This is a genomic window from Agromyces sp. P2_B3 (genome assembly GCF_056404815.1).
Genome location: NZ_JBFUDH010000007.1, coordinates 33,545 through 49,386, shown reverse-complemented (window position 1 = coordinate 49,386; position 15,842 = coordinate 33,545). Strand labels below are relative to the sequence as shown.

The window sequence follows — 15,842 nt, the reverse complement described above, 5'->3', positions numbered from 1 at the left end:
CGGCCACCCACGCCGGGGACCGGACGCGCCCGCTCAGTCCCCGCGGAGCAGGTCGAGCGCGTGGGAGAGATCGGCCGGGTACTCCGACTCGAACGTCGTCCAGGAGCCCGTGCCGGGATGCGTCAGCGACAGCTGCCTGGCGTGGAGCCACTGGCGGGTGAGGCCGAGTCGCGCCGAGAGGGTGGGGTCGGCCCCGTACATGGCATCGCCCGCGCACGGATGCCGCTGCGCCGCCATGTGCACTCGGATCTGGTGCGTGCGCCCCGTCTCGAGGTGCACCTCGAGCAGCGACGCGTACGGGAACGCCTCGATGGTCTCGTAGTGCGTGACCGCGTGCTTGCCGTCGGCGGTCACCGCGAACTTCCACTCGGAACGCGGATGCCGCCCGACTGGTGCGTCGATCGTACCGGCGAGCGGATCGGGGTGCCCCTGCACGACCGTGTGGTAGATCTTCTCGACCTCCCGGTCGTGGAACTGGCGCTTCAGCTCGGTGTACGCCCGCTCGGACTTCGCGACGACCATGAGGCCGCTCGTGCCCGCATCGAGCCGGTGCACGACGCCCTGGCGCTCGGGCGCGCCCGAGGTGGAGATGCGGAACCCCGCGGCGGCGAGGGCGCCCACGACCGTGGGACCGTTCCAGCCGAGCGACGGATGCGCGGCGACGCCCGCCGGCTTGTCGACCACCACGAGGTCGTCGTCGTCGTGCACGATGCCGAGATCGGGCACCGGGATCGCCTCGACCTGCACCGTGCGCGGCGGCTCCCAGCTCACCTCGAGCCAGCCCCCGGCGCGCAGCCGGTCGGACTTGTCGACGGATGCCCCGTCGAGCACCGCCCCGCCCGACCCGGCGATCTCCGCCGCCTGCGTGCGGGAGAAGCCGAGGAGCTTCGCGAGGCCCTGGTCGACGCGCACGCCGTCGAGCCCGTCGGGCACGGGGAACGAGCGGTGCTCCATGCTCAGGACTCGGCCGCGAGCGGCGCGCCCACGCGAGGCGTTGTCGTACCCTCACCGGTCGCCGGTGCGCCGTTCGCCCCATCCGCCGTGGCGGCGCCCGGAGCGGTGGGCGCTGCGGGTTCCGCGTCCGCAGCGGGATCGCCGCCGGCCTCGGCCGTGGCATCCGCTCGCTTCGACTCGCGAGAGCCGTCGAGGCCGACGCCGCGGATCGTCAGGATCATGAACAGCACCATGCTCGAGACGATCGCCATGTCGGCGACGTTGTAGATCGCGGGGATCAGCCATGGCGTCGAGATGAAGTCGACGACGTGCCCGAGGCCGAAGCTCGGCTCGCGGAGGAGCCGGTCGGTGAGGTTGCCGAGCACCCCGCCGAGCAGCAGCGCGAACACGAGCGCCCACGCGACCGAGCGGATGCGCCGCGCGAACCAGATGATGAACGTGATCACGCCCGCGGCGAGGATCGTGAAGATCCACGTCATGCCGCTGGCGAGCGAGAAGGCCGCGCCGGGGTTCCGCACGAACTGCCACTGCAGCACGGTGCCGAGCACCGGCACGACCTCACCCTCGGTGAGGTTCGTGACGACGAGGTACTTGCTCAGCTGGTCGAGGCAGTACACCGCGAGGGCGCCGCCGACCAGGATGAGGAGTGCAGTGGTGGTGCCGACCTTCGCGGCCCGCTCAGCCGCCAAAGCCCTGGAAGGTCGGTGCCGGCGTCTGGTCGCCCGCGCTCACCGGGGCGGAGAAGCCCTGGTTGCCCGAGACCTGCACCGGCGCTGCGGTGTCGAGCTCGCGCAACTGGCCCTCGATGTAGCTCTTCAGCTTGAGGCGGTAGTCGCGCTCGAAGATGCGGAGCTCGTCGACGCGCTTCTCGAGCGCGAGGCGCTCCTGGTCGAGGATGCCCATCTGCTGGCGCTGCTTCGCCTCGGCCTCGGCCACGACGCGCGCGGCGGTGGCGTGACCCTCGGCGATCAGCGCGTCGCGCTTCTCGATGCCCTCTCGGACATGCTCCTCGTGGAGGCGGCGCGCGAGCTGGAGCAGGTTCGTCGTGGACGTCTGCTCGTCGAGCTCGGACTGCGGCTGCACGGGTGCCTGCGTCGGCACGGCGACCGTGGGAGGCGGCGCGGCCGGCTCCGTGTACACCGCGGCGGGGGCCGGCGCGGCGGGAGCGGCCTTGCCGGCCTCCGCAGCACGGGACTCGGCCGCGGACAGACGCTGGCGCAGCTCCTCGTTCTCCTGGTTCAGTCGGCGCAGTTCGACGACCACCTCGTCGAGGAAGTCGTCGACCTCGTCCTGGTCGTAGCCCTCCCGGAACTTCGTCGCCTGGAAGCGCTTGTTGACCACATCTTCCGGAGTTAGCGCCATGGCTTCCCACCCTCAAATCTGTCGAGCTGTTCGAACGTTCTGCTAACGGTAGCAAAGACCTCCACGCGACCGCAGTGCCGAACGTCACGGCCCGCCACCTCGCAGGAGATCATCAGGCGGATGCCGCGGCGCCCGCCGCCAGCCAGGACACCACGGTCATGGCGACGATGACCAGCAGCATCGCCAGGCTCCACCCGAGATCGAGTGCGACCTGGCCGATGCGGATCGGCGGCACGATTCGCCGGAAGAAGCGCACGGGCGGATCCGTGACGCTGTAGACCGTCTCGACGACGACGAGCCAGGCGCCGCGCGGCCTCCACGAGCGGTTGAACGTGCGGACGAGGTCCAGCACGAACCTCGCCCACATCACGAAGAAGTAGACGAGGAGCAGCGTGTAGAGGATGTTCCAGACGACGGCCAGTGCGCCCACGGCGGCTACGCGTGCGTGAAGAACGACGCGTCGACGTCGCCTTCGGCCTCGCCGGCCTCGCCCGAGACGACGACGTGCGCCGGCGAGAGCAGGAACACCTTGCTCGTGACGCGCTCGATCTTGCCGTAGAGCCCCTGGGACAGGCCGCTCGCGAAGTCGATCAGGCGACGCGCGTCGCCGTCCGACATCTGCGAGAGGTTGATGATCACGGGGACTCCCTCGCGGAAGGATTCGGCGATCACCTGCGCGTCACGGTACTGACGCGGGTGCACGGTGAGGATCTCGTTCATCTCCGCCTGCGGTGTAGTCGGTTGGACCTGGTGCTTGCGAAGCGGCGTGACGGCCGCTCCGGTCTTCGGGGCGGCGGGAGCCGCGTGCACGATGGGTGCAGCGGGCGCCGGAGCCTGCGGGGCCTCCTGCTCGAACTCCTCATCGGCGAGTCCGAGGTAGACCATGGTCTTCTTGAGCGGGTTGGACATCGCTGCCTCCGTCTGTGTTCCGTCTGTTCGAGGCTAACCGGCGTCCGGCCGATTCCCGGTGATTGCGGTGCCGATCCGCAGGTGTGTCGCGCCCTCCAAGATCGCCTCACGGAAATCGTGCGACATCCCCATGGACAACGCCTGTGCGTCGGGTGCCAGATTCTGCACCCGCTCGGAGAGCAGGTGCATCCGTGCGAACGCCGGACGGGGCGGCTCGCCGAGCGGCGCCACGGCCATCAGGCCCCGCAGGCGCAGGCCGGGAGTCGCGAGCACCTGCTCCGCCAGCCGGTCGACCTCGTCGGGCTGCACGCCGCCGCGGCCGGGGTCGTCGGTGAGGTTGACCTGCACGAACGCGTCGATGGTCGCGGCATCCGATCGAAGGGCGTCGACGAGCGACGCGCGGTCCACGGAATGGATCGCCGTGGCGTAACCGCGGACCTGCCTGGCCTTCTTGCTCTGCAGTTGCCCGACGAAGTGCCACCGGACTCCGAGGGAGGCGAGCTCTGCGGCCTTCGCCTGCGCCTCCTGGTGCCGGTTCTCGCCGAAGTCCTCCACGCCGAGCGCGGCGAGCTCCGCCACGAGCGACGCCGGCTGGAACTTCGTCACCACGATGGTCGTGATCTCGTTCGGATGCCGCCCGGCGTCGCGCGCGGCATCCGCGATGCTGCCTCGGACGGACGCGAGTCGGTCGGCGAGCTCGCTCATCTGCTCCCCCGTTCGGCCGACACGGCCCGGCTCACTTCAGGAAGTCGGGGATGTCGAGGTCGTCGCCGTCGTCGTCGAACGCGGGGTCGGAGACGATCTGGTCGGCAGCGGCTGGCGACGCCTCGCCCCAGTTCGCCGTCTCGACGAGCTCGTCGATGTCGATCTCGCCGATCGCCTCGGACACGGCTTCGGCGCCCGGACCGCCGAGCGACGACCCGCCGACCGCCGCGCCGACGCCCACGGCCGCGGGCACGAAGTTCGTGCGCCGCGCCTCGACGGGCTGCTTGGCGTTCGGCTCGCCGCCGTCGAAGCCCGCGGCGATGACGGTGACGCGCACCTCGTCGCCGAGGGTGTCGTCGATGACGGCGCCGAAGATGATGTTGGCCTCGGGGTGCACGGCCTCCTGCACGAGGCGGGCCGCGTCGTTGATCTCGAAGATGCCGAGGTTCGAGCCGCCCTGGATGGAGAGCAGCACGCCGTGGGCGCCGTCGATCGACGCCTCGAGCAGCGGGCTCGCGACGGCCAGCTCGGCCGCCTTGATCGCGCGATCGGCACCCCTCGAGGAGCCGATGCCCATGAGCGCCGATCCGGCGCCCTGCATGACCGACTTCACGTCGGCGAAGTCCAGGTTGATGAGGCCGGGCGTGGTGATCAGGTCGGTGATGCCCTGGACGCCGGCGAGGAGCACCTGGTCGGCCGTCGCGAACGCCTCGAGCATCGAGATGCCGCGGTCGCTGATCTCGAGCAACCGGTCGTTCGGCACGACGATGAGGGTGTCGACCTCCTCCTTCAGGCGTGCGACGCCCTGCTCCGCCTGCGTCTGGCGGCGCTTGCCCTCGAATCCGAACGGCTTCGTGACGACACCGATGGTGAGGGCGCCGATGGACTTCGCGATGCGCGCGACGACGGGCGCACCGCCCGTGCCGGTGCCGCCGCCCTCGCCCGCGGTCACGAAGACCATGTCGGCGCCGGCCAACGCCTCCTCGATCTCCTCGGCGTGATCCTCCGCGGCACGGCGACCGACCTCGGGGTCGGCACCCGCGCCGAGGCCACGGGTCAGATCTCGGCCGACGTCGAGCTTGACGTCGGCATCGCTCATCAGCAGTGCCTGGGCATCGGTGTTGATCGCGATGAACTCGACGCCGCGCAGGCCGAGTTCGATCATGCGGTTGACGGCGTTGACGCCACCGCCGCCGATGCCGACGACCTTGATGACGGCGAGGTAGTTCTGGTTAGACGACATGTCCGGCCCTCCGTGCGAACTCTGAACCCTGAACCTCAAGTCGAAGGTTAAAGTCTTGCTGAGTATGCAATTCCTGATCTGACGGTAGGTGCCCGCCGCCCCACGCTCCGCAAGGCGCTCCCGCGTGTCGCGAACCGCCGCCGGGATTGGCGCCGAGCGCCGCCGCGCCGCACGGTGCGTCGAGCGCCGACGTCACTCGGTCACGGGGCTCGTGGGTGCCGAGACGTCGTACAACGCCACCGTGTCGGGTGGCGCCGCGCGCATCAGCCCGGCGAGCACGTCGGCCTTCAGCACCGAGTCCTCGGCACTCCCCCAGACCACGCTCGCACCGCCCCCCAGCTCGAGGCGCACGTCGTCGGCCGTCGCCGCCGTCGCACGGGTCAGCTGTCCGCGGACCTCGGCCGGAAGGCTGCGCACGACGGAGGCGACGGCACGGAAGCCCTCGTCGGCGATGCCGCCGTCGACCTCGATGAGCGGCTGGCCGGCGGGCACCGTCTCGGGCCGGTCGATGACCACGCCGGCGGCATCCACCAGTTCGAGGCCCGACCCCGTGTCGATCACGCCGACCGGGGTCCGCTCGACGATGCGCACGACGAGCGTGCCCGGCGGGATCGTCTCGGTCACGTAGGTCTCGATGAGCGGGAATCGCGCGAGCGCCGCCTGCACGTCGCCGGAGTCGATGAGCGGGAGCGGGGTGCCCATCACGCCGGCGAACGCGGCCTGCACGTCGGCGGCGGGGATGCGCTGCGCACCTTCGACACGCACGTCGCGCAGCGCCATGAGCGGCGAGTACGCGCCCACGCCGATGACCGCCACGAGTGCGAGGACCGCGCCGATGACGACCGCCCACGTGATGCGGCGTCGGCGCGACCGCTTCGTGAAACGGCGCACCTCCTGGCGCTCGTAGCGCCGGCGTTCCCGGGCCGCCGCGGCGATGGCGCGCTTCGAGGCGCGCGCGTCGGCGGGCGCATCGGTCGGCGGGTCGATGGGCACGACGTCGGACGCCGCGGGCGACGTCGGAGCGACCGCGTCGCCCGGCGATCCGGCGGTGGGCCCGGCGACCACGGGGATCGGCTCGGTCACCACCCGGTCGCGGTCGACCGGCCGGGCGGCGGTGACCACCGGGGCATCCGCCGACGAGGCACCGGCGGTCGCGGCATCCGCCGACCGACGCGCGTCGGTCCGGCCATCCCCCGCCGACGACGCGGCGGCCTGCGCACGTGCGGTCGCCCGCGATGCGGGCGGCCGGTCGAAGCCCTGGGGCCGCTTCACGCGCGGCGGGCCCTCATCCGCGCTCCCGCTCGAGCGAGCCGAGCAGTTGCGGCACGATGCGGTACACGTCACCGCAGCCGAGCGTGATCACGAAGTCGCCCTCTTCGGCGATTCGCGCCGTGTAGTCGGCGGCCTCCTGCCAGTCGGGCACGAACGCGACGTGCGACGCGTCGGCGAAGCGCTCGCTCACGAGCGCTCCGGTGACGCCCGGGACGGGGTCCTCACGGGCGCCGTAGACATCGAGCACGACGGTCTCGTCGGCGTACTGCTCGAGCACCTCGGCGAACTCCTTCGCGAACGTCTGGGTGCGGCTGTACGTGTGCGGCTGGTGCACGGCGATGATACGTCCGGAGCCGACCACGGTGCGGGCCGCCGACAGCGCCGCGGCCACCTCGGTCGGGTGGTGCGCGTAGTCGTCGTACACGCTGACACCGCCCACCGTGCCGTGCAGCTCGAAGCGACGACCGGTGCCCGCGAAGCGCGCGATGCCGGCGAGGGATGCCGCGGGGTCGAACCCGAGGCCGACGAGCACCGCGAACGCGCCGGCCGCGTTGACGGCGTTGTGGCGCCCTGGGATCCGCAGGGTCGCCCGATGCGTCACGCCCTCGTGGTCGATGGCGAACGACACGGGTCCGTCGGTCTCGATGGAGTGCACCCGCACCGTCGCATCCGCCGCCTCGCCGAAGCTGACGACGCGCTCGTGCGAGAGGCGGGCGGCGACGCGCGTGGCTCCGGGGTCGTCGGAGGAGATGACGACGAGCTCGCTCGCACGGTCGGCGAAGTCCACGAAGGCCTGCTCGAAGGCCTCCCGCGAGCCGTAGTGGTCGAGGTGGTCGGGGTCGACGTTGGTGATGAGCGCGACCGAGGTGTCGTAGAGCAGGAACGACCCGTCGGACTCGTCGGCCTCGACGACGAAGAGCTCGCCGGTGCCGGAGGCCGCGCTGACGCCGAGCTCCTCGATGACGCCGCCGTTGACGAAGCTCGGGTCCTCGCCCAGCTCGAGCAGCCCGGTGATGATCATGCCCGTGGACGTCGTCTTGCCATGCGCCCCGGCGACCGACACGAGGCGCTGGCCGGCGATGAGCCAGGCGAGCGCCTGGGAGCGGTGCAGCACCGGGAGGCCGCGCTCGAGCGCGAGCTGGTACTCGGGATTGTCCTGCCACAGCGCGCCCGTGACGACGAGCGCCTCGGCGTCGCCGACGTTCGCGGCGTCGTGCCCGATCGCGATCTCGGCACCGAGCTCACGCAGCGCCGCGATGTTCGCGGAGTCGCGCACGTCGGATCCGGTGACCCGGTGGCCTGCGCCGATGAAGAGCCGGGCGATCCCGCTCATGCCCGAGCCGCCGATGCCGACGAAGTGCACGGCGCCGAGCTCGGCGGGGATCTGGGCGTTCAGGTCGGGCTTGATGGTCACGTGCTGCGGCTCTTCCTCGGGGGTGATGCGTTCGGGTCGGCGTGCCGCGGATGCCGCGGCATCCGCTCACTCCACGTTACGCGCTGCGCGTGGCGGCGCCGGCACCCCCGCCGAGCGCGGCGTCGACGAGGGCGATCATGCGGTCGGTGCCGTCGCGGTGGCCGACGGATGCCGCGGCCGCGGCCATGCGCGCCACGCGCTCGCGGTCGGCGAGCAATGGGACGAGCTCCCGGCTGACCCAGTCGGGGACGAACCCGGCGTCGTCCACGAGCAGGCCGCCGCCCGCGGCGACGACCTCCGCGGCGTTGAACCGCTGCTCGCCGTTGCCCACCGGGTACGGCACGTAGACGGCGGGGATGCCGAGGGCGGCGAGCTCGCTCACGGTCGCGGCGCCGGCGCGCGAGACGGCGGCGTCGGCGACGGCGAGTGCCAGGTCCATGCGGTCGGCGTACTCGACCATGCGATACCCGGGAATCGCCGGGTCGACCACGTCGGAGGACGCGCCCGTGATGTGGAGCACCTGCCAGTCGGAGCCCGTGAGAGTGCTCGCGCTCTCGATCATCGTGCGGTTGATGCGGCGGGCGCCGAGCGAGCCGCCGGTCGCGAGGAGCACCGGGCGCCGCGGATCGAGGCCGAAGAACGCTGCCGCCTCCTCGCGAAGCGCCCGGCAGTCGAGCGTCTCGATCTCCCGGCGGAGGGGCATGCCGACGACCTCGGCGCCACGGAGCGGCGTGCCGCCGAAGGCGACGCCCACGGATGCCGCCCAGCGCGCACCCAGGCGGTTGGCGAGTCCCGGCTTCGCATTGGCCTCGTGGATGGCGACCGGCACGCGGGCCCTGCGCGCCGCCAGGTAGGCGGGGGTCGAGACGTACCCGCCGAAGCCGACGACGACATCGACGCCGCGCTCCGCGATGATCGCGGCGACATCGTCGATCGAGCGGCGGAATCGCGAGGGGAACGCGACGGCGGTGCGGTTCGGACGACGCGGGAAGGGCACCTTGGCGATCGTCAGGAGCTCGTAGCCGCGCGCCGGCACGAGCCGCGCCTCGAGTCCCTCCGCCGTGCCGAGCACGAGCACCTCGTCGTCGGCCTGGCGATCGCGCAGGCGGTCGGCGACGGCGAGCAGGGGATTCACGTGGCCCGCGGTCCCACCGCCGGCCAGCAGGTAGGTCGTCATCGGGCGGGCCGCCCCGAACGCGCGGCCGCGCGGGCGACCGCGCGGGCCTCAGCACGCGAGGCCGCTTCGGGGTCGCGTGCGACCGAGAGCACCACGCCGATCGCGAACAGCGTCGTGAGCAGGGCGGTGCCGCCCGCCGAGACGAGGGGCAACGGCACGCCGAGGACGGGGAAGACTCCGAGCACGACACCGATATTGACACACGCCTGGCCGACCACCCACACGAGGACCGCCGCGGTGGCCGCCTTCGCGAACGGCGTCCTGGCCGCACGCAGCACCCGGGCGAACGCGACGGCGAGCACCACGAACAGGGCGATGACGACGATCGCGCCGATGAGCCCGAGCTCCTCCCCGATGATCGCGAAGATGAAGTCGTTGTCGGCTGCGGGCAGCCACGACCACTTCGCCGTGGAGTTGCCGAGCCCGACGCCGAAGATGCCGCCGTTGGCCAGCGCGAACCGGCCATGCTGGATCTGCCAGCAGTCGGCCTCGTCGATGGTGGCGCAGTTCTCCTGCAGGAACGCGGTGATGCGCCGCATCCGGCTCTCGCTGGACACCGCCACGAACGCGAAGAGGGCGGAGCCGAGGAGCACCGGCGGCAGCAGCAGCCGGAAGCGCACGCCGATGAGGAACAGCGCCCCCAGCAGCATCCCGCCCATGACCATCACGGTGCCGAGGTCGCCGCCGAGGAGCACCAGGCCGATCGCCCCGCCGCCCACGAGGAGGATCGGGAGGATGCCGTGCACGAAGTCGCCGAGCTGCGCCTGCTTCTTCGTGACGATGAGCCCCAGCCAGATCACCAGCGAGACCTTGATCAGCTCCGAGGGCTGGAAGGGCGGAATGGGACCGAGCTGGAGCCAGTTCGTGTTCCCGCCGACCGTGACGCCCAGTGGCGTCGCGACCACGAGCAGCTGCAGCACGCACGACACGATGAGCAGCGGCCACGCCACCCGCATCCACATGCGTTCGGGCACGCGGCTCGCGATGAGCATGATGGGCAGCCCGAAGAGGGCGTAGAGGCCCTGCCGGGAGGCCTGCACGAAGAATCCGCCGTCCTCGAGGTTCGACTCGACGGATGACGACGAGAGCACCATCACGAGTCCGAACACGACGAGGAAGACCGTCGTGCCGAGCAGCAGGAAGTAGTCCTTGGACTCGACCCGGAAGACGCGGCCGAGGCGGATGCGGGCGGCGGAGACGCCCGCGGGCTCAGCCGTGGCCGGTCGGGCGGTGCCGGTCGGAGTCGCCATCCGCCTCGCCTCCCAGCCTTGCTCTGACCGCCTCGTGGAACCGCCGGCCCCGCTCGGCGTAGTCGGCGAACTGGTCCATCGACGCCGCCGCCGGCGCGAGGAGCACGGTGTCCCCCGGCTCCGCCACCGACGCCGCCAGTGCGACCGCGTCGGGCATCACCGTCTCAGTGTCGTCGGTGACGACCTCGAAGAGGGGCAGCTCCGGCGCGTGTCGCTGGAACGCCGCGACGAGCGCGCTGCGGTCGACGCCGATCACGATCGCCGCGCGCAGCCGCCCGGCGTGCGCGGCCACGAGCGCGTCGGCATCGACCCCCTTGAGGAGCCCGCCGACGATCCACACCACCCGGCCGAACGCGCGCAGCGACGCCTCGGCCGCGTGCGGGTTCGTCGCCTTCGAGTCGTCGATCCAGCGGATGCCGCCGGCCACCGCGACCGTCTCGATCCGGTGCGCGTCGAGGCGGAAGTCGCCGAGCGCATCGTGGATGACGCCGACCGGCACGCCGTAGGACCGCGCGAGCGCGGAGGCGGCGAGGATGTTCTGCACGACGTGCGGAGCGTCGAGGCCGTGCGGCTCGAGCTCGCCGAGGGTGATGATCTCGAGCGCGGCAGTGCGACGCTCGTCGAGGAAGGCGCGGTCGCAGAGGATGCCCTCGACGACGCCGAAGTCGCTCGGCCCCGGCACGTCGAGGCCGAAGCCGATGGCGCGCGCGCCCTCCTCGACCTCCGCGTCCTCGACCATGTGCATGGTCGCCTCGTCGGCACGGTTGTAGACGCAGGCCACCTTCGTGTTCGCGTACACGGTGGCCTTCGCGGCCCGGTACGCCTCGGCGGAGCCGTGCCAGTCGAGATGGTCGTCGGCGATGTTCAGCACGACGCTGGCCCACGGATGCAGCGCACCCGGGCCCGCCGTGGGCAGGTGGTGGAGCTGGTAGCTCGACAGCTCCACGACGAGCACGTCGAAGCCGCCGGGATCGCGCACGGCATCCAGCACGGGCACGCCGATGTTGCCGCACGGCGCCGCCCGAAGGCCGTTGGCCGCGAGGAACGTCGCCGTCATCTGCACCGTCGTCGTCTTGCCGTTGGTGCCGGTGACGAGGATCCAGTCGGCGGCGTTCACCTTGTCGCGGACGCGCCACGCGAGCTCGATGTCGCCCCAGACGGCCACCACCTGCTCGGCCGCCCAGTCCAGCACGGGATGGTCGGGGTGGAAGCCCGGGGAGGCGACCACGAGCTCCGGTGCGAAGGCGACGAGCTCGTCAGGCACCGAATCGAGCGGATGCCGCACCAATCGCGCCCCGATGACCTCGAGGATGCGCGCGCGATCGTCGTCAGCCGCGGGTGCGAGCACCAGCACGTCGGCGCCCAGCTCGGTCAGCGTGTCGGCGACCGCGAACCCCGTGACGCCCAGGCCGAGCACCGCCACCCGGAGGCCGCGCCAGTCGGCGTGCCAGCTGGTGAGCGTCTCGAGGCGGTCGGCGACGGACGCGGCATCCGACCCGCTCAACTCTGCAGCCATTCGAAGTAGAAGCTGCCGACCCCCGCCGCCACGAACAGGCCGCCGATGATCCAGAAGCGCACGACGATCGTGACCTCGGCCCAGCCCTTGAGCTCGAAGTGATGGTGGATCGGGCTCATCAGGAAGATGCGCTTGCCGCCGGTGAGCTTGAAGTAGGCCCGTTGCACGATCACCGAGCCGGTCTCGATCACGAAGAGGCCGCCGATGAGGAGCAGGAGCAGCTCGGTGTGGCTCACGATGGCGAGCGCCGCGAGGGCGCCGCCGAGGGCGAGCGACCCGGTGTCGCCCATGTAGATGTGGGCCGGGTTCGTGTTCCACCAGAGGAATCCGATGAGCCCGCCCACGATGGCCGTGGCGACGATGGCGATGTCGAGCGGGTCGCGCACGTCGTAGCACCGGTAGGCGTCGCTCTGGTTGAGGCTCTCGCTGAAGCACGACTGGTTGAACTGCCAGAAGCCGATGACGACGAAGGACCCGATCGCGAGGATGGAGGCGCCGCCGGCGAGCCCGTCGAGGCCATCGGTGACGTTCACCCCGTTCGACGCGCCGGCCGTGAGCAGGCAGATCCAGATGACGTAGAGGATCACGCCCACGATCGTGCCGAAGACCATGAAGTCGAGCGGCAGGTCGCGGATGAACGAGATGCTCGTGTTCGCGGGCGTGACGCCGTCGTCGTTCGGGAACTGGAGCGCGAGGAGCGCGAACGCGGTGGCCACCACCACCTGCCCGAGTACCTTCGCCCACCCGCCGAGCCCGAGGCTCTGCTTCTTGCGGGTCTTCAGGAAGTCGTCGATGAAGCCGACGACGCCGAGGCCCACCATCATGAAGAGCACGAGCATGGCGGATGCCGTCGGCGGCTCGTTCGACACGAGCAGCGTCGAGGTGAAGTACCCGAAGAGGCTGCCGAGGATGAAGACGATGCCGCCCATCGTGGGCGTGCCGCGCTTGACGTGGTGGCTCTTTGGCCCGTCGTCGCGGATGAACTGGCCCCAGCCCAACCGCGTGAACAGCCGGATGAAGAGCGGCGTCAGGAAGAGCGTGAAAGCGAGCGACAACGCCCCGGCGGTCAACAGTGCTCTCACGAGAACCATTCTCCCAGTCGGTCGCCGAGGTGGCGGAGACCCGCCGAGTTCGAGGATTTCACGAGGATCGTGTCACCCGGGCGGGCCAGGCCCGTCACGAGGTCGTAGGCCTCGTCGGCCTGCTCGACGTACGTCGATTCGCCGTCCCATGAACCCTCGTTGATGGCCGTGATGTGCAGGCGCCGCGCGCCCTCGCCGACGACCACGAGCTGCGAGATGCCGAGGCGCACCGCGAGCAGGCCGATGCGGTCGTGCTCCTCCCCCGAGAACTCGCCGAGCTCGCTCATCTCGCCGAGCACGGCGATCGCCTGCGAGCCGGCTGCGCGCACCTGGGCGAGCGTCTTGAGCGCCGCCGCCACCGAGTCGGGGCTGGCGTTGTACGCGTCGTTGATGACGGTGATGCCGTCGCGGCCGCCCATGAGCTGCATGCGCCAGCGCTCGGCGAGCGTGACGGACTCGAGCGCCGCGACGATCTGGTCGAGGGGCACGCCGAGCTCGGTCGCCGCCGCGATCGTCGCGAGGGCGTTCATCACGTGGTGCTCGCCGAGCACCCCGAAGCGGACCCGGGAGGACTCGCCGCCCGCAAGCTCGACGGTGAAGTCGGTGCCGCGCGCGTGCGCGGAGATGTCGACGGCTCGCACGTGCGCGTCGGCGCCGAGCCCGAACCAGACCACGCGCGCGGCGGTGAGGCCCGCCATGGGAGCGACGCGCGGGTCGTCGAGGTTCAGCACCGCGACATCCGTGTCGAGCAGGTCGGTGACCATCTCGGACTTCGCACGCACCGTCTGCTCGATGCCGCCGAACTCGCCGGCGTGCGCCAGGCCGACCTTCAGCACGATGCCGATGTCTGGGCGCGCCATGCGCACGAGGCGGGCGATCTCGCCCACGCCCGACGCACCCATCTCGGCGACGAGGTACCGCGTGTCGGCAGCGAGTTCGAGCATCGTGATCGGCGCGCCGACCTCGTTGTTGTACGAGGCTCGCGCGGCGACCGTGGGGCCGACGCGCTCGAGCACCGCGCGCAGCAGGTTCTTCGTCGTCGTCTTGCCGTTGGACCCGGTCACGCCGACGATCCTGAGGTCGCCGCCGGCCCGCACGCGCGCCACGACCTCGGTCGCGAGGGCGCCGAGCGCGTCGACGGTGTCGGCGACCACGATCTGCGGGGCGGGAAGGTCGAGCGGGTGCTCCACGACCAGCAGCGCGGCGCCCCGCTCGACGGCGGCCGGCGCGAACCGGTGCCCGTCGTCGAACTCTCCGCGCTTCGCGAAGAAGACATCGCCCGACTCGATCTCACGCGAGTCGGTCGTGACGGTTCCGTCGACGACCGTCTCGCCCGTGGCATCCGTGCCGCCCAGGTGCAGGCTGCCGCCGACCACCGAGGCGATCTCGGCGAGGGTGAGCGCGATCATGCGCCCCAGCCCGCCTCACGCAGTGCCTGCTTCGCGTCGTCTCGCGCTGAATAGGGGATCTTCACGCCCTTCACCTCGTGGTAGTCCTCATGGCCGGGGCCGGCGTAGAGGATCGCGTCTCCCTCGCCGGCCATGGCCAGCGCCGCCCGGAACGCCTCGCGGGGATCGGCGATCTCGTGGATCTCGCGCTCGGGAACGGCCTCGCGCGCTCCGGCGATGAGCGCAGCGCGGATCGCGGCCGGGTCCTCCCACCTGGGGTGGAAGTCGGTGATCACCACGACGTCCGCGCCCCGCGCCGCGATGGCGCCCATGTCGGCGCGTTTCGTGGTGTCGCGGTCGCCGTCGGCGCCGAACAGCATGATGACGCGCCCGGCGGTCGACCGCCGGATCGCTCCCAGCGTCTGCAGGAAGGCGTCGGGGCTGTGCCCGTAGTCGATGTAGACGATCGGCCCGCGGTCGCCCGAGATGCGCTCGGCCCGGCCCGGGATGTAGGCGTCGACACCGCCGTCGCGCTCGAGCACCTCCGCGATCTGCTCGAGGTCGTAGCCCGATTCCACGAGCATCACGATGGCCAGGGCCGCGTTCGCCGCCATGTACCAGCCGAGCAGGGGAACCCGTGTCTCGAGCCGGCGACCCGCCGTGCCCTCGAGCACGAACGCGGTGTCGGTGGGGGTCTCCTCGAGCACGGTGAGGCGCCAGTCGGCCTCGATCGCGGGGTCGGTCGACAGCGTCGTAACGGGCACGCGCGACTCCGCGAGCAGGCGACGGCCCCACTCGGAGTCGATCGTGACCACGCCGCGCCGGGCGCGCTCGGGCTGGAACAGCTCGCGCTTCGCTTCGAAGTAGACGTCCATCGACGCGTAGTCGTCGAGGTGGTCGTGCGTGAGGTTCGTGAACCCGACCACGTCGAAGACGAGGCCGTCGACGCGGTGGCGCGAGAGCGCCTGCGCCGACACCTCGACACCGACGGCGCGCACGTCGACCTCGCGCATGCGGGCGAGCAGGGCGTGCAGTTCGCTCGCCTCGGGGGTCGTCAGCGAGCTGGTGACCGCCTCGTCGCCGATGCGCCGCTCCGCCGTCGACGTGAGGCCCGCGGTAACGCCGAGCTGGCGCAGGATGCCGTAGAGCAGGTACACGACGCTCGTCTTGCCGTTCGTGCCGGTCACGGCGAACAGCGTCGCGGGGTTCTCGGCCGTGCGGTGGATCCACGCGGCGACTTCGCCGAGGGCGGCGCGGGCGTCGGGAGTGACGAGCACGGGCAGGCCCGAGTCGCGCGCGAGCTCGGCGCCCGCGGCATCCGTCATGACGGCGACGGCACCGGCATCGCGCGCGGCATCGGCGTAGCGAGCGCCGTGCGCGTTGCGCCCCGGCACGCCGACGTAGAGGTCGCCGGGCCGCACGGCCGACGAGGCGAGCACAACGCCCGTCACCTCGAGGTCGTCGATGTCGCCGTGCACCTCGAGGCCGAACGTCTCGGCCAGGCCGTGGAGCGATCGGGGGCTCGGATGCTGCGGCCGGAGGGCCGCGGGGGGCGATCCGGTCACGAACC

At 71.6% G+C, this 15,842-nt stretch carries 15 protein-coding genes; all 15 read right to left on the bottom strand.

Annotated features, from left to right (window positions below; genetic code table 11):
* Positions 1–33 precede the first annotated feature (33 nt).
* Positions 34–954, bottom strand: coding sequence for an RluA family pseudouridine synthase (locus AC1DZA_RS11850; protein WP_476772897.1), 921 nt, complete (start codon positions 952–954; stop codon positions 34–36).
* Positions 955–956: 2 nt separating this feature from the next.
* The gene (lspA, locus tag AC1DZA_RS11845) at positions 957–1,643 is read right to left on the bottom strand and encodes a signal peptidase II (protein WP_476772896.1); all 687 of its coding nucleotides are present in this window, start codon (positions 1,641–1,643) and stop codon (positions 957–959) included.
* A complete protein-coding gene (locus AC1DZA_RS11840; protein WP_476762500.1) occupies positions 1,633–2,316 on the bottom strand; it encodes a DivIVA domain-containing protein in 684 nt (227 codons plus the stop codon). Before AC1DZA_RS11840 ends, lspA begins: the two co-directional genes overlap by 11 nt.
* 112 nt (positions 2,317–2,428) lie before the next feature.
* Positions 2,429–2,746, bottom strand: coding sequence for a YggT family protein (locus AC1DZA_RS11835; RefSeq protein ID WP_309978191.1), 318 nt, complete (start codon positions 2,744–2,746; stop codon positions 2,429–2,431).
* Positions 2,747–2,751: 5 nt separating this feature from the next.
* Positions 2,752–3,225 (bottom strand): cell division protein SepF, encoded by a 474-nt coding sequence (locus AC1DZA_RS11830; protein WP_159605689.1) that lies wholly within the window; start codon positions 3,223–3,225, stop codon positions 2,752–2,754.
* A 33-nt stretch (positions 3,226–3,258) separates the two neighbouring features.
* The gene (locus AC1DZA_RS11825) at positions 3,259–3,930 is read right to left on the bottom strand and encodes a YggS family pyridoxal phosphate-dependent enzyme (protein WP_309978187.1); all 672 of its coding nucleotides are present in this window, start codon (positions 3,928–3,930) and stop codon (positions 3,259–3,261) included.
* Positions 3,931–3,961: 31 nt separating this feature from the next.
* On the bottom strand, positions 3,962–5,173 hold the full coding sequence (gene ftsZ / locus AC1DZA_RS11820; RefSeq protein ID WP_309978185.1) for a cell division protein FtsZ: 1,212 nt from the start codon (positions 5,171–5,173) through the stop codon (positions 3,962–3,964).
* Positions 5,174–5,365: 192 nt separating this feature from the next.
* A complete protein-coding gene (locus AC1DZA_RS11815) occupies positions 5,366–6,445 on the bottom strand; it encodes a cell division protein FtsQ/DivIB (protein ID WP_476772895.1) in 1,080 nt (359 codons plus the stop codon).
* 13 nt (positions 6,446–6,458) lie between these two features.
* Positions 6,459–7,859, bottom strand: coding sequence for a UDP-N-acetylmuramate--L-alanine ligase (murC, locus tag AC1DZA_RS11810; RefSeq protein ID WP_476772894.1), 1,401 nt, complete (start codon positions 7,857–7,859; stop codon positions 6,459–6,461).
* 76 nt (positions 7,860–7,935) lie between these two features.
* On the bottom strand, positions 7,936–9,036 hold the full coding sequence (locus AC1DZA_RS11805) for a UDP-N-acetylglucosamine--N-acetylmuramyl-(pentapeptide) pyrophosphoryl-undecaprenol N-acetylglucosamine transferase (protein ID WP_476772893.1): 1,101 nt from the start codon (positions 9,034–9,036) through the stop codon (positions 7,936–7,938).
* On the bottom strand, positions 9,033–10,286 hold the full coding sequence (ftsW, locus tag AC1DZA_RS11800; protein WP_476772892.1) for a putative lipid II flippase FtsW: 1,254 nt from the start codon (positions 10,284–10,286) through the stop codon (positions 9,033–9,035). Before ftsW ends, AC1DZA_RS11805 begins: the two co-directional genes overlap by 4 nt.
* A complete protein-coding gene (murD, locus tag AC1DZA_RS11795) occupies positions 10,246–11,802 on the bottom strand; it encodes a UDP-N-acetylmuramoyl-L-alanine--D-glutamate ligase (protein ID WP_476772891.1) in 1,557 nt (518 codons plus the stop codon). The genes ftsW and murD overlap by 41 nt, the downstream gene beginning before the upstream one ends.
* Entirely contained in the window at positions 11,787–12,884 is a 1,098-nt protein-coding gene (gene mraY, locus AC1DZA_RS11790; RefSeq protein ID WP_159604728.1) for a phospho-N-acetylmuramoyl-pentapeptide-transferase, read from the bottom strand. Before mraY ends, murD begins: the two co-directional genes overlap by 16 nt.
* Positions 12,881–14,293, bottom strand: a complete 1,413-nt coding sequence (locus tag AC1DZA_RS11785) for a UDP-N-acetylmuramoyl-tripeptide--D-alanyl-D-alanine ligase (RefSeq protein WP_476772890.1) — start codon at positions 14,291–14,293, stop codon at positions 12,881–12,883. The genes mraY and AC1DZA_RS11785 overlap by 4 nt, the downstream gene beginning before the upstream one ends.
* Positions 14,290–15,837, bottom strand: a complete 1,548-nt coding sequence (locus AC1DZA_RS11780) for a Mur ligase family protein (RefSeq protein WP_476762444.1) — start codon at positions 15,835–15,837, stop codon at positions 14,290–14,292. Before AC1DZA_RS11780 ends, AC1DZA_RS11785 begins: the two co-directional genes overlap by 4 nt.
* Positions 15,838–15,842 lie beyond the last annotated feature (5 nt).

Coding starts and splice junctions, on each gene's coding strand:
- AC1DZA_RS11850 (WP_476772897.1), bottom strand. CDS start 954: ATGGAGCACCGCTCGTTCCCCGTGCCCGACGGGCTCGACGGCGTGCGC.
- AC1DZA_RS11840 (WP_476762500.1), bottom strand. CDS start 2,316: ATGGCGCTAACTCCGGAAGATGTGGTCAACAAGCGCTTCCAGGCGACG.
- AC1DZA_RS11830 (WP_159605689.1), bottom strand. CDS start 3,225: ATGTCCAACCCGCTCAAGAAGACCATGGTCTACCTCGGACTCGCCGAT.
- AC1DZA_RS11825 (WP_309978187.1), bottom strand. CDS start 3,930: ATGAGCGAGCTCGCCGACCGACTCGCGTCCGTCCGAGGCAGCATCGCG.
- ftsZ (WP_309978185.1), bottom strand. CDS start 5,173: ATGTCGTCTAACCAGAACTACCTCGCCGTCATCAAGGTCGTCGGCATC.
- AC1DZA_RS11805 (WP_476772893.1), bottom strand. CDS start 9,036: ATGACGACCTACCTGCTGGCCGGCGGTGGGACCGCGGGCCACGTGAAT.
- ftsW (WP_476772892.1), bottom strand. CDS start 10,286: ATGGCGACTCCGACCGGCACCGCCCGACCGGCCACGGCTGAGCCCGCG.
- murD (WP_476772891.1), bottom strand. CDS start 11,802: ATGGCTGCAGAGTTGAGCGGGTCGGATGCCGCGTCCGTCGCCGACCGC.
- AC1DZA_RS11785 (WP_476772890.1), bottom strand. CDS start 14,293: ATGATCGCGCTCACCCTCGCCGAGATCGCCTCGGTGGTCGGCGGCAGC.